At 72.2% G+C, this 13,729-nt stretch carries 11 protein-coding genes; 6 read left to right on the top strand and 5 right to left on the bottom strand.

Features of this window, described 5'->3' with window-relative positions; genetic code table 11:
• Window positions 1–21: 21 nt before the first annotated feature.
• Window positions 22–1,536 carry an MFS transporter gene (locus KUM44_RS00245; RefSeq protein WP_217205256.1) on the top strand — a complete coding sequence of 505 codons (1,515 nt, stop codon included), beginning with the start codon at window positions 22–24 and terminating at the stop codon, window positions 1,534–1,536.
• Between the two features lie 311 nt (window positions 1,537–1,847).
• Here the strand turns inward: KUM44_RS00245 and KUM44_RS00240 are convergent, their stop codons facing one another.
• A complete protein-coding gene (locus tag KUM44_RS00240; protein ID WP_374201995.1) occupies window positions 1,848–2,795 on the bottom strand; it encodes an endonuclease/exonuclease/phosphatase family protein in 948 nt (315 codons plus the stop codon).
• A 98-nt stretch (window positions 2,796–2,893) separates the two neighbouring features.
• Here KUM44_RS00240 and KUM44_RS00235 point away from each other — a divergent pair, with 98 nt between their 5' ends.
• The 3 genes from KUM44_RS00235 (at window position 2,894) to KUM44_RS00225 (ending at window position 5,708) form a co-directional block, all read left to right on the top strand.
• The gene (locus KUM44_RS00235) at window positions 2,894–3,382 is read left to right on the top strand and encodes a GNAT family N-acetyltransferase (protein WP_217205254.1); all 489 of its coding nucleotides are present in this window, start codon (window positions 2,894–2,896) and stop codon (window positions 3,380–3,382) included.
• Window positions 3,383–3,603: 221 nt separating this feature from the next.
• Window positions 3,604–4,101, top strand: a complete 498-nt coding sequence (locus KUM44_RS00230) for a DUF485 domain-containing protein (RefSeq protein WP_217205251.1) — start codon at window positions 3,604–3,606, stop codon at window positions 4,099–4,101.
• Window positions 4,098–5,708 (top strand): cation acetate symporter, encoded by a 1,611-nt coding sequence (locus KUM44_RS00225; RefSeq protein WP_217205250.1) that lies wholly within the window; start codon window positions 4,098–4,100, stop codon window positions 5,706–5,708. Before KUM44_RS00230 ends, KUM44_RS00225 begins: the two co-directional genes overlap by 4 nt.
• A 75-nt stretch (window positions 5,709–5,783) precedes the next feature.
• Here KUM44_RS00225 and KUM44_RS00220 read toward each other — a convergent pair whose 3' ends face one another.
• The 3 genes from KUM44_RS00220 to KUM44_RS00210 form a co-directional block, all read right to left on the bottom strand.
• Complete coding sequence (locus KUM44_RS00220; protein WP_217205249.1) at window positions 5,784–6,671, bottom strand: cellulose-binding protein; 888 nt, start codon at window positions 6,669–6,671, stop codon at window positions 5,784–5,786.
• Between the two features lie 341 nt (window positions 6,672–7,012).
• Entirely contained in the window at window positions 7,013–9,808 is a 2,796-nt protein-coding gene (locus KUM44_RS00215) for an SUKH-4 family immunity protein (protein ID WP_217205248.1), read from the bottom strand.
• Between the two features lie 8 nt (window positions 9,809–9,816).
• Window positions 9,817–10,812, bottom strand: coding sequence for an SMI1/KNR4 family protein (locus tag KUM44_RS00210; protein WP_217205246.1), 996 nt, complete (start codon window positions 10,810–10,812; stop codon window positions 9,817–9,819).
• A 308-nt stretch (window positions 10,813–11,120) separates the two neighbouring features.
• On the opposite strand from KUM44_RS00210, the gene KUM44_RS00205 reads away from it, so the two are divergent.
• Together KUM44_RS00205 and KUM44_RS00200 are read left to right on the top strand one after the other, a co-directional pair.
• On the top strand, window positions 11,121–11,645 hold the full coding sequence (locus KUM44_RS00205; protein ID WP_217205241.1) for a YwqJ-related putative deaminase: 525 nt from the start codon (window positions 11,121–11,123) through the stop codon (window positions 11,643–11,645).
• Window positions 11,646–11,691: 46 nt separating this feature from the next.
• Window positions 11,692–12,186: an SUKH-3 domain-containing protein gene (locus KUM44_RS00200; protein ID WP_217205240.1), complete on the top strand. Its 495-nt coding sequence runs from the start codon at window positions 11,692–11,694 to the stop codon at window positions 12,184–12,186.
• A 109-nt stretch (window positions 12,187–12,295) separates the two neighbouring features.
• Here KUM44_RS00200 and KUM44_RS00195 read toward each other — a convergent pair whose 3' ends face one another.
• Window positions 12,296–13,633, bottom strand: coding sequence for a sensor histidine kinase (locus KUM44_RS00195; RefSeq protein ID WP_217205239.1), 1,338 nt, complete (start codon window positions 13,631–13,633; stop codon window positions 12,296–12,298).
• Window positions 13,634–13,729: the final 96 nt, after the last annotated feature.

Below are 13,729 nucleotides of genomic sequence, written 5' to 3'. Positions count from 1 at the left end.
ACGCATCAGGAGAGGAACCCGGTGGGCAGTACGAGACCCGCGATACGCGACACCGCACGGCGCACCGGAACGGACCGCCGCTCGGCCGTGGTCGCGGCCCTGATGCTCGCGATGGCGCTGGCGGCCCTCGACGCCACCATCGTCTCCACGGCCGTCCCGCAGATCGTGGGCGACCTCGGCGGCTTCTCGGTCTTCTCCTGGCTGTTCTCCGGCTATCTGCTCGCCGTGACGGTGACCCTCCCCGTGTACGGCAAGCTCTCCGACACCTTCGGCCGCAAGCCGGTGCTGGTCGTGGGCGCGGCGCTGTTCCTGCTGGGCTCGCTGCTGTGCGCGCTGGCCTGGAACATGGCGGCGCTGATCGCGTTCCGGATCGTGCAGGGGCTGGGCGGCGGGGCGCTTCAGGGGACGGTGCAGACGCTGGCCGCCGATCTGTACCCGCTGGAGGAACGGCCCCGGATCCAGGCCAGGTTGTCCACGGTGTGGGCCGTGTCGGCGGTGGCGGGACCCGGGTTGGGCGGGGTCCTGGCGGCGTACGCGGACTGGCGGTGGATCTTTCTGATCAACCTGCCCATCGGGGCGGTGGCCCTGTGGCTGATCGTGCGGCATCTGCACGAGCCGAAGCGCGCCCCGGCCCCGGAGGCGCCGGCCACGCGCGCGCGTGTCGACTGGGCGGGTGCGCTGGCGGTGTTCGCGTGCGGGGGTGTGCTGCTGACGGCGCTGGTGCAGGGCGGGGTGGCCTGGCCGTGGCTGTCGGGGCCGTCGCTCGCCCTGTTCGGTACGGGGCTGGCGCTGGTGGCGGTCGTGGTGGTCGTGGAGCGCCGGGCGGCCGAGCCGATCATCCCGGGCTGGGTGTGGCGGCGCCGGACGATCGCGGCGGTGAACCTGGCCCTGGGCGCACTGGGGTTGCTGATGGTGGCGCCGACGGTGTTCCTGCCGACGTACGCCCAGTCGGTCCTCGGCCTGGCCCCGATGGCGGCCGGATTCGTGCTGTCGGTATGGACGTTGAGCTGGCCGCTGTCGGCTGCGTGCAGTCAGCACGTCTACCGCAGGATCGGTTTCCGCAACACGGCGATGCTGGGCATCGGAACGGCGTCACTGATCCTCCTCGCGTTCCCCTTCCTGCCCTACCCCGGGCAGGCGTGGCAGCCGACCCTGCTGATGCTGCTGCTGGGGGCGGCCCTCGGGCTGTTCCAACTGCCGCTGATCGTGGGCGTGCAGTCGACGGTCGGCTGGTCGGAGCGGGGCACGACGACCGCGTCGGTGCTGTTCTGCCGGCAGACGGGCCAGACGATGGGCGCGGCGCTCTTCGGCGCGGTCGCGAACGGCGTCCTCGCCTCCCGGCTCGGCGGCGCGAGCGACCTGGACTCGGTGACGCGCGCCCTGGCCTCCGGCGGTACGGCCCCGCAGGCCACCAGGCGGGCCATCGCCGACGCGGTGCACGCCGTGTACCTGGGCGCCTCCGCCGCGGCGGCACTGGCCTTCCTGGTCCTGTTGCTGCTGGCACCGAGGCGGTTCCCGGTACTGGAGGAGAACTGATCCCGCCGCTTCCACGGTGAGGCGAACACCCGCCGCCCGAAGGGGACTTTGCCTGTCCAGGCTCACGCGCGTGCGGCGCCCGCGCCCGGTGCGGCGATGGGGGTGCCCTCTGTGAGGGAGCGTGCATGGCGTCGCGCGGCAGGCGGGAATGTGCGGCAGGCGGGAATGTGACGACAGGGCCCAGGGGGTGTTCTGAACGTCCCGTGCGGTGCCCGCGCCCGCCGCGGCAGTGGCTGGTGTCGCAGCCGGTGCGTGCCCTCGGCGTGCCGACGAGAGTGCGTGCCGGGCGCCGTGGGTGCTGTGCGGGACTCTCAGAACACCCCCTGGCCCAGGGCGACGCGTGCGACGACCGGCAGATGGTCGCTGCCGGTCGCGGGCAGCGTACGGATGTGGCCGACCGTCGCCGAGCGGGCCATGACCTGGTCGATCCGGGCCAACGGCAGGCCGGCCGGGAAGCTGAACGCGAAGCCCCGCTCCGCCACGTTCATCCGTGAGGTCAGCGGCGCGAGTCCACGGTCGTCGACCGTGCCGTTGAGGTCGCCCAGCAGGATCACCGTCCGCAGCCGCTCGGCGGCGACGGCCGCACCCAGCAGACCGGCGCTCTCGTCACGCCAGGAGGACGCGAGCCCGCTCGCCCGGACCCGGACCGAGGGCAGGTGCGCGACATACGCCGCGAGGTCGCCGTACGGCGTGTGCACGACGGCCCGCAGGCCGCGGCTCCAGTTCTCCGCGATCCCACGGGGCCTGATGTCCACGAGCCGGGCACCGGTCAGCGGATACTTCGACCAGAGCCCGACGGTCCCCCGCACCACGTGGTACGGGAACTCCCCTGCGAGCGCCTCCTCATACGCCGGCAGCGCCTGGGGCACCAGCTCCTCCAACGCGATGAGGTCGGGCTCGGCGCCGCCGACCAGTGCGCGGGCCGTGCCCGCCGGGTCGGCGTTCTCGTCACTGACGTTGTGCTGCACCACGACCAGGTCGCGCACGCCGGGCTTCGGCGCGGGCAGCAGCAGCCCGCCGAAGAGGTAGGTCCAGGCCGCTACGGGCAGCAGCAGCGCCACCAGCGCGAGGGCCGAGCGGCGCAGCAGGGCGAGACCGAGCAGCACGACGACCACCGCGCCGAGCCAAGGCAGGAAGGCTTCCAGCAGACTGCCCACCCGTCCCACGGAGTTGGGCACGGCCCGGTGGAACACCAGCAACACAGCCGTCAGCACGGCGCACGCGGCGAGCACGCGCCCGCGGACCGCCCACCGAGCCACCCACCGGGACGCCTCTGCCCGCACCGTCGATGTCACGCTTGCCAAGACGATCTGCCGAGCGGATCAGTTTCTGTGTCCCGCGTCCCTATCCTGTGCCCATGGTGAAGCTGGAGCGGCTGCGGGCCGATCACGCGAAGGCCGTGCTGGCCTTCGAGGTCGAGAACCGGAACTACTTCGCCCGTGCCGTCCCGGATCGCGGGGACGCCTACTTCGCCGGCTTCGATGCCCTGCACGAGGCTCGTCTGGCCGAACAGGACGCCGGGATCTGCCACTTCCACCTGGTCGTGAACGACGAGGGACGGCTTCTCGGACGGGTCAACCTGATCGACGTCGAGGACGGTTCGGCGGAACTCGGATACCGCGTCGGCGAGCGTGCGGCGGGCAAGGGCGTCGCCACGGCGGCGGTGGCGGAAGTGTGCCGGCTGGCCGGTACGGCGTACGGACTGACGTCCCTGGTCGCCGTCTCCACACTGGACAACCTGGCGTCACGGACCGTCCTGGAGCGGAACTCCTTCACCGTCGTGGAAAAGACCCCGGTGGCCGGCCGGCCCGGGGTCCGGTACCGGCGCGCACGTCTCGGCCACTGACAGCGCACCCCGCACACATACGCAGGGCTCAAAAGTCTGAGTTAACGGCGGTAACACACCAGGTCAGACACGGTTCGGTGGAGAAAGCGCATACCGACCACTCAGTTTGGCGAAACCCTCGCCTATCCCCGGTACCGCCGAGTAACGTGCGTGGCTCGCCCGCCCCCCACACTCCCTGCGGTCCGCCGCAACCGGACCCGAGCCACGCAAGGAGCAACGGGATGTCCCCGTCCTTCGACCCGTCACCGCCGTACCAGTACGGCCCGGGCGACACCTCACGGTCGTACGGCACGTCACCGTCGTACGACACGTCTCCGTCGTACGACACCTACCCCTGGCAGTCCCCCACCCCGCCGGGGCCACCACCCCCACGACACCGAACCCCCGACCACCCTCCCCTCGGACACCACAGCGACCTGAGGATCCTGCGCACCGCCTACCGCTGGCAGCGGCGCGTGGCGACCCTCACCGCGCTCGGCTACTTCACCCTGTTCCTGATCCTGTCCGCCTTCGCGCCCGGGTTCATGTCGAGCACGGTCACCGACGGACTGCCCGCCGGACTGCTGCTCGCGCTGATCCAACTGCCCGTCACCTGGCTGGCGATAGGCCTGTACGAGCGCACCGCCCGCCGTTACGTCGACCCGCTCGCGGACCGTATCCGCAAGCTGGCCGAGGTGGACGCCAAGCGGGAGACGGGGAACCGGGGGCCGCGGCGATGACCGACTTCAGCGGAGACGCACAGGCGATGTCGCTGGTCGCGTTCTGTGCCGTGGCCACCATCACCCTGCTGCTGTGCGTGATGACCGGCCCGGACCGGGACGACCTCGACGAGTTCTACACGGGCTACAGCTCGCTGTCCCCCATGCGTAACGGCCTGGCCATCGCGGGCGACTACATCAGCGCCGCGACCGTACTGGGCACGACCGGCGTGGTCGCGCTGTGCGGCTACGACGGCATCGTGCTGGCGCTGAGCACGGCGCTGTCGCTGATGCTGCTGATGTTCCTGCTGGCCGAACCCCTACGCAACGCGGGCCGGTTCACGATGGGCGACGCGCTCGCGCGCCGGATGCCCGGCAGGGGCGTGCGGATCGCGGCGTGCGCGGTGACGCTGGCCGCGCTGGTGCCGCTGATGCTGGTGCAGCTGGCCGGCACCGGGCAGCTGCTGGCGTTCATCCTGGGGTTCTCGAGCGACAGCCTGAAGACGGGGTGCATCATCGGCCTCGGCGTCCTGATGATCAGCTACGCGGCGATCGGCGGAATGAAGGGCACCGCGCTCATCCAGATCCTGAAGATGGTGATGCTGCTCGGCTCGGGCGCCGTGGTCGCCCTGCTGGTGCTGGCACGGTTCGACTGGAACCCGGGCGCGCTGTTCGACGCCGCGGCGCAGCAGAGCGGGGTCGGCTCGGCGTTCCTGGAGTCCGGCCTACAGTTCGCGGGCGGCCCGCACCCGCGCCTCGACATGATCAGCTCCCAGCTCGCCGTCGTCCTCGGCGGTGCGGTGCTGCCGCACATCACCATGCGCATGTACACGGCGACCGGCGCACGTCAGGTGCGGCGCTCAATGTCCTGGGCGGTGTCGAGCGTGGCACTGTTCGTGCTGGTGATCACGGTCGTCGGCTTCGGCGCGACGGCACTGATCGGCCGGCAGGCCATCGCCGGGGCGGACCCGCAGGGCAACACGGCCTATCTGCTGGGCTCCAGGGCCGCGTTCGGCGCCGAGGTCTCCACCGCGGAGACCCTGCTCTTCACCACGGTCACCACGGCCATCTTCCTGACGGTGCTCGCCTCGGTCGCCGGGATGATCCTTGCCTGCGCGAACTCCCTCGCCCATGACGTGTTCGCCGCGCGGGTACGGGAGCTGTCGGGCCGCCGCGAGATGACGTTGGCGCGGCTGTCGGCGCTGGCGGTGGGGGTTCCGGCGATCGTGCTGGCGACGATGGTCCAGCACCGCAGTCTCCAGCCGCTGGTGACGCTGTCCTTCACGCTGGGTGCCTCGGCCATCGCCCCGGCTCTCGTCTACAGCCTCTTCTGGCGCCGGTACACCCGGGCGGGCCTGCTGTGGACGCTGATCGGCGGCTCGGTGGTGGTGCTGGTGCTGATGCCGGGGACCAATCTGGTCTCCGGGTCACCTGTCTCGGCGTTCCCCGACGCCGACTTCAACTGGTTCCCGTTCACGACACCCGGACTGGTGTCGATTCCGGCCGGCTTCGCGTTCGGATGGCTGGGGACGGTCCTGTCGGGGCGGGGGGAGTCGGAGGAACAGCGGCGGCAGTACGAGGCCGTGGAGGGGTGGATTCTCGCGGGGGCGGTGCGCAGGGGGAACTAGGTTCCCGCTCGCCGACGGCGCGGCCGGGGCCCGGGCCGGGGCCGGGGCCGGGGTCCTCGCAGGACTCGCCCCGGTTCACTCCATCGCCGCCTGCCGCTCAAGGGTCGACAGACTGTTGCGCATCTGGTCCATCTGCATCCGCACCTCGTCCCACACCTCCCCGTGTTCGCGCAGCACCCGCTCCGTCTCCCGGGCGATCCGCTCCGTGCGCTGCTGGGCCTGCTCGAGGAGCTCCGCCGCCCGCGCCTCAGCCTCCTCCTGCAAGCGCTTGGCCGAGGCCTTCGCGTCGGCGAGCTCCTGCTGCGCCTCGGCCAACGAGGCCTCGGCCCGCGCCGTCCGCTCCGTCTCCGACTTCTCCAGCGCGGCCAGCCGCCGCTCGGCCTCCCGCTCGGCCTCCGCCAGCCGCTCGGCGTGCTCCTTGGCCTGCCGCGCGACCAGGCCGGCGGTCTGCTGCCGTACCTGACGCAACGGGCCGAGCACCTCCCCGCGCTCCTCCTTCACCTCACGCCGGGCGGCGATACGGGTCTCGCCCGCCTCCGCGCGGGCCGCGAGCAACCGCTGCCGGGCCCACTCCTCGGACGCGGCCGTCACGGCGTCGGCGTGCGACTGCGCCGCGTCCCGCAGCTCGTCCGCGTACGTCTGTGCCTCCTCCATCAGCCGCTGCGTCTCCTGCCGCGCCCCCTCCCGCACGGCCGCGGCCTCCTCCTCCACCAGCTCGAACAGCCGCCGCGCCCGCTCCCCGAGCTCCTCGTACGTCTGCGGGGCGAGCTGCGCGACCACCTCCCGCAGCCGCCGCGCCTCATCGTCCATCTCCCGGGCGAGCACGGTGAGCCGGGCGGCCCGCTCCCAGGCGGCGTCACGGTCCCGGAAGAGGGCGTCGATGTAGGCGTCGACCTGTTCGGGACGGTAGCCACGCCCTCGTACGACCACAAAGTCGTAGAGCGGGACCGGTGCGCTGCTCATCCTGGAACCCTCTCCGCCGAACGGATGCGAAATGATGATTTAGCGCACATCTTGATGTATCGGGCGGAAGCGTTCATAACGCGACACTCCGCGCAGGAGGCACCGCACAGGGGCACGGAGGCACGCAGGCACGCCGAGCGGCGCACAAGAAGACCAGTGGCGCACGGAAGGACGAAAGGCGCGCAAAACGACCAGGAGCGCATACGAAAGGGGCCGGCTCCCGGTCGTACCACCGGGAGCCGGCCCCTCTCACGCCCGCACGCCGCAGTCAGCGACAGTCGGCGGCAGCCGGGTGACGTCACCCGGCTGCCCTCACCTCACGACAAACAGCCGAACGGCCGTCACAACAGCCCGTCCCACATCTGCTCCAGCAGCACCGACCACCAGCTCTCCGGCGACCCGAGCGCCGCCGGGTCGAGCGCGGCCAGCTGCGCCTGGAAGTCGACGGTCCAACGGCCCGCCTGCTCCTGGTTCAGACCGAAGCGAAGCCGCCACATCCGGCCCAGCAGCGCCAGACAGCGCTGGAACTCGGGCAGCCCCGTGTTCACGAACTGCGGCGGTACGGGCGCGCCGCCCGGCCCCGCCTCCACGGGCACGGCGACGATGTGCGCCGTCCCGTACTGCACACACAGGGCCTTGCCGAAGTCGCTGCCCATGACCAGGTACGAGCCCGCGTCCGAAGCCGGCTGCACCCCGCGCTCCTGCGCCAGCTCCGCCAGCGTCGGCACGGGCCGCCCCGGCTGGGCCTGCGCCCAGAAGAACGGGCCCATGTCCATCGGCAGACCGCCCACCATCAGGCTGTGCGCCACGACCGGCGGCACGCCCTGCCGCGACACGGCGGCCTGCTCGAACCGGAACAGCCCCGGTCCGAACGCCCCCGCCAGCTCCTGCGCCACACCCTCCGGCGGAACCGGCGGAACCGCCTGCACCTGCGGCAACGGCGCACGCACCGGCGCCGGCCGCGCGGGCCCGTCGGCCACCTGGTGCAACTCGCCCTGGTGCGCCAGCAACTGCTGCATGCCCTGCTGCCGGCTCGCGTGATCCGTACCGTACGGCGCGATCGACGTGATCCGCGCCTGCGGCCACTGCTCCCGGATCATCCGCGCACAGTACGCACCCGGCAGCTCGCACGACTCCAGCTCCGTGTGCAGCTCCAGCACCTGGTCCGGCGGCACGTTCATGCCCCGCAGCTCATGGAAGATCTGCCACTCCGGATGCGGCGTACCCGGCGCCGAACGCCGGATCAGCTGCTGCTCCGACCCGTCCTGCGCGCGGTAGCGGAGAACGGCCTGGTAGCCCGGGCCGACGGTCGGCTGACCGGGGGGCTGCTGGGGGTAGCCGTACGCCGGGGGCTGACCGGGCTGACCAGGCGCGGGCCGGCCCGGCTGACCGGGCGGCGGGATCGCACCCGGGGGCATGGGGGGCTGGGGGCCACCGGGACCGCCAGGGGGAGTCCCTGGACCGGCAGGTGGCATACCGGGGCCGCCCTGAGGCGCCCCCGGAACCCCGGCCGGCTGCGGCACGCCGGGAGCGGGCGGCGGCGGAGGCACACCGGGGCCGCCCACCGGGGGCGCCGACAGCACGGTCTCCGCATGGTGAACGGCACCCCGAGCCCCGCCCGAGGAACCCGGGGCACCAGGAGCACCCGGAGCACCGGGCATCCCCGGGGCGCCCGGAGGCTGCGGCGCGCCGGGGGCACCGGCACCCTGGGCGCCCGGAACACCGGGGGGCCCCGGAGGCTGCGGCGCACCCGGCATGCCCGGAGCGCCCGGAGCACCGGGCGGGCTGGGGATGCCGGGCGGATTCGGCACGCCAGGGGCGCCCGGCGCACCGGGCGGTCCCGGAGGCCCAGGAGGCTGCGGCGCGCCACCCATCTGGCTCGGGTCGGCCAGCACGGTAGCGGCGTGGTGCACCCCGCCCGGGGGCGTACCACCGGGCGTACCGGGCGGATTGGGGGCGCCCGGAGGCTGCGGCGCACCGGGCGCACCGGGCGGCGGCGGAACCCCCGGCCCCGCAGCACCCTCAGGCCCCTCGGGACCGAGCGCCGACACCAACTGCGTCGGAACGTACCCGCCCCCCGGAGCACCCGGCGTACCCGGAGCGGACGGCGGCGCAGGAGGCGTGCTCCCCGCACCCGGCACCCCTGGAGCTCCCGGAACCCCCGGCGGAGGCGGCGGCACCGCACCACCCCGCGGACGCGGCGGCGCCGCCTTGCTCGTCGCGGCGTCGGCGATGTCCCCGGCGTTCGGCGCGAGCGGCCGCGCCGGCGTCTCGGGACCGCCCTGCGGATAGCCGTAGGACGGCGCGGGCGGCGGCGTGGCACCCGGCGGCGGGCCAGGCGGCGCACCGGCACCCTGCGGATAGCCGTACGACGGCGCCCCCGGAGGCGCGGGCGGCGCCGGGGGCGTGTTCGCCTCGTCGAGCGCCGGCTCGATCGCCGTCGACGGAAGCTGGCTGCCGCCCGACATCAGCGCGGTCTTGGCGTCCGGCGGCGTGGCGTCGTCACCGCTCAACGGCGGCGCGAACACCGTCTCCGGCAACGGCACGGAACGATCCTCACCGGGACCGGGGTTGGTGTCCGTACCGGCCCAGGGAGTCGCCCCGTCAGGCACCCCCGGCACACTCGGCACCGGCGGCGGACCCGACGAAGCCCCGGCCGCAGGCACACCCGCAGCGGCACCCTCATCCGCACCACCGTCGGACTCCGCACCCGAACCCGAACCAGAACCAGAACCCGAGCCCGAACCCGCGTCCCGGCCCTGGATCCCCAGCTTGTCCGCCGCCTCCTGCAACCACTCCGGCGGCGTCAACAAGAACGACGTCTGATTCAGATCCACCCGAGCCGGAGCAGCCGGCACCGGCTCGGCGACCGCGTCCCCCCGGCCGTACTCCTCCTCGTACCGGCGAATCACCTCACCCACCGGCAACGACGGCCACAACGTGGCCTCCCCGCTGTCCCGGGCGATCACCAGCCGCTGCGCGCCGCCGTCCGAACGCGGCCCGTCCACACGGTCCTCGGCCCACACCACGAACCCGAGCCCGAACTCCCGCACCCGCACCTCACGATGCTGATACGACGGCACCTCACCGTTGATCCACTCTTCCGCACGCTCCTGCGCCTGCGCGAACGTCACCATCGCGAAGCTCACTCCCCCACAGCCGCGGCAGCAACGGGCACCGCACGCGCGAACCCACCGTCCACCATCAGATTCGCCACCGTCTCCAACTCCGGCGGAGACCCCGCCAGCCGGGACAGAAACGCGTCGAAGTCCTCACCGCACGGCACCAGCAGCCGCTCCACCCGCTCCGCCGGCGGCCACGAAGGATCCACGTCCCGCGCGTCGTCGTACGCGCAGAACCACACCGAACCCAGCCGCTCGCCCTTCACCTTCACGGCCAGCAACCCGCCCTGCACAAACCCGACACACAGGTAGTCCTTGGTCAGATGGTCCCGCAGACACTTGTTGACATACACCAGGTCGTTGACGGCCGCCTCGTCCCGCACCGTGAACAGCGGCTGATCGACCAGCAGCCCCAACTCCGCGTCCAGCGCCGTCCCCACCGGCGCACAACCGCCCGCAGCCTTCAAGAACGACCGATACGCACCCGGCAGCCGATACCCGAGATCCTCCTCGACCCCCAGCGCCTGCGCCTCCGTCACCGCCACACCCGACTTCGGCAGCCGGAAATGCGCCGGCCGCGTCTCCTGCAACGGCCGCGTCCCCCGCTTGTCGTGATCCACCGCCGACGTCGCGATCCCACCGTGATGCCGCAGCAACGCCTTCACCTCGACCGGAACCAACTCCAGCCGCCGCGAACCCACCACGTGATGCCACGTCCAGCCATGCGGCGTCGCCACCGCCGGGATCGTGTCCCACAACTCGTGCCCCGACGCCGCCAACGCCGCGTTCGCCGACACATAGTCCGTCAGCCGCAACTCATCGACACCGAAACCCTCCGGCGGCTCAGCGATCTCCGCCGCCGCCCGCGCGTACGGCGAGAAGTCGGGGTAACCACGCTCGTCAACCCGTACCCCTCTCGGGTGACGGGTCGCCCGAACCGGATCCGGGAAATGCACGACCTGCCCGGCGTAGGCCGCGTTCGGCGGCGCGGCTTGCTGCCCGAGCCGACCTGTCGTCATGGCGGTTGCCCCCTGCGGCGTTCTGATACGCGCCACCATGACCACTCTCGGTCACAACGCCACGTATCGACTGTCTCGTCTGCGTCCACGCGTCACCGCATGGAAAGCGGTGCCGACAGCCTATGCGGTACGACGACACCGGTCACCGGCACCGGTCAACAGCCCCTCCCCTCCCGTGACCAGCCGTCACCCCGCCGTGACAGCCCGCCCAAACCCGGGCGTGTCGCGACGCCCCAGCTTCCGCACCGGCCACGGCATTTGGCACTCTGTGACGTCCGAGAGCATGCCCGGGGGATGCTCGGGAGGGGATGATGAACATGAACGCGACGCAGACAGGCGCCCACGCGCCCAGGTCCGGCGACCCCCGCATCGGCTGGAGCGCCACCGAAACCCCGCACACACCCGCCCTCCTCCACCGCCGCGACGGCATACTCCCCACCGTCGCCGCCGCCCTCTCCGTCCGCGGCGCCACCCTCACCGGCACCGCCGCCCGCGGCGACCAGCCCCCACAGCTGCACCACCTCGTCCAGGACTTCCTCGACACCCTCACCAGCTCCGAACGCGACCGCTTCACCGGCCGCTGCGCCGAGACCATCCTCATCTCACGCCACATCGCCACCGCCGACGCCGCCCGCAGCAAACGCTCCGCCCGCAAACCCATGACCAACGGCGAAGCCCGCAAAGCCCTCAAACAGGCCAAACTCACCGCCCGCCGCATCCGCGAGGACGGCGACCCCCTCCACGGCAGCTTCGCCACCCCCTGCCGCGCCTGTACCGCACTCAGCGCCCACTTCGGCGTCCGCATCGTCGACCCGACAGCCAACGGCACCTGACCCACCGCACCACGAGCACACCACACGCACGACGAACGAAGGGCCGATGCAAGCCGACCGCACCTCCACCACCCGCTTCCCCGTCCCCGTCGACGCCGCCCTGCGCGCCGCCGGCTGGCAACCCGGACGCTGGGACATCAAGCAAGCCGAAATCTGGGCCGACGCCCTCCGCGAACACACCTCACCCGCCGGCCACACCCACGCCGTCTTCCCCGCCGCCGTAGAAGCCTGGGCCGAATTCGGCGGCCTCCACATCACCCCCACCGGCCCCGGCCGCCAGGTCGCCCCCGCCAACCTCCACTTCGACCCCCTCCACGGCCTCCACATGGCCCGCACCCTCGGCGACCTCGGCCGCGCCCTCGACACCGAGGTCTGCCCCCTCGGCGCCGAAACCGACACCCAGGCCCTCCTCGCCATCGACACCGAAGGCCGCATCTACGCCCTCGACCACACCGGCGACTGGTACCTCGGCCCCGACATCGACCAGGCCCTCGCCACCCTCGTCGCCGGCATAGAACCCGCACGACTCACCGCCGGCTGAACGGACTCCGACAGCGGCAGCAGGAGCGGGCGCAGGAGCAGGAGCGGGCGCAGGAGCAGGAGCAGGGTCGGCCGCAGGAACGGCAGCCGAAGCGGAAGCAGCCCCGCCCCTACTCCGCCGGAATCACCGCCGACACCCGAAAACCCCCCGCATCCGTCGGCCCCGACACAAACACCCCACCCAGCGCCGAGACCCGCTCCTTCATCCCCACCAGCCCATTACCCCCCGACGGCAACCGCACCGACGACGCCGACGACAACTCCGGCGGCGGCTCGTTCTCCACCTGCATCGCGATCTCCGACACCCGATGCGCAAGCCGCACGTACGTCTTCGCCCCCGCCGCATGCTTGTGGACGTTCGTCAACGCCTCCTGCACCACCCGGAACGCCGTCCGCTCGACCGCCGGCGCATACGACCGCGACTCCCCCTCCACCGACAGATCCACGACCATCCCCGCAGCCGCCGACTGCCCGATCAACGCATCCAACTCCGACAGACAAGGCCCCTCGCCGGCCCCCTCGTCCTGACCATCCCGACCCCGATCAGCCGCCGCGGCCGCAGCAACCCCCACAGCCACCAACGGCACCACAGCCCCCGGCGACCGATCCGCCCCCCGCGCACCCCCACTGCGCAGCACCCCGAGCATCTCCCGCAACTCGGTCAACGCCTGCCGCCCCATGTCCCCCACCAACACGGCATTCCGCACCGCCTTGTCGGGATCCTTCCGAGCCACAGCCTGCAACGCCGCCGAATGCACCACCATCAGACTCACCCGGTGCGCGACGACGTCATGCATCTCCCGCGCGATACGCGTCCGCTCCTCGTTCCGCGCCCACTCCGCACGCTCCTCCGCCCGCTCGGCCAACAACTGAAGCTCCCGCTCCAGACTGTCCGCCCGCTCCCGCAAACTCTCCATCAACCGCCGCCGGGCCCCCACATACAGCCCCAGCAGCAAAGGAGGCGCGGTCACCCCCAGGGCGGTGCTGACCGAGGCGAACGGAATCACCCAGTCCCCGACGGTCAGATTCCCCCGCCCCACGTCCTCCCGCACCCACACGAACGTCACGATCAGCATCCCGACGAACGACATCCCCGCCAGCGAGGCGATGATCCGCCGCGGCAACTCGGTCGCGGCGAGGGTGTACAGGCCGACGATGCCCAGCAGGATCCCCATCTGGGCCGGCATCACGGCAATCGACACCAGCACGACGGCGATGGGCCACCGACGCCGCAACACCAGCACCGACCCCGCCAGAACCCCGAACACCACCCCCGCGGCCTCCGGAATCCCCGCATCCCGCGCGAACAGAACCCCCTCAAAACCGCACTCCACCGCGGACGCCACGCCCAGACTCACGTCCAGCACGGCACTACGCACCCTGCCCCACCACCACGGCCCCGCCCTCGGTGGCGACGCCTCTGCGTGGGCTTCCCCCGTCGTGGTCATGCCTCCAGCCTACGGGCGCCCGCCCCCCGTTTTCCGGTGACTTTTGGGGACTGGCCTACACCACACTCCGTAACCGAACGTAAGCGAAACCGCCCG

Origin of the sequence: Streptomyces sp. AC550_RSS872, assembly GCF_019049285.1 — a bacterium.
In the GTDB taxonomy this organism is placed as follows: domain Bacteria; phylum Actinomycetota; class Actinomycetes; order Streptomycetales; family Streptomycetaceae; genus Streptomyces.
Note: the sequence above shows the minus strand (reverse complement) of the source record. Positions and strands in the feature narration are given on the sequence as shown.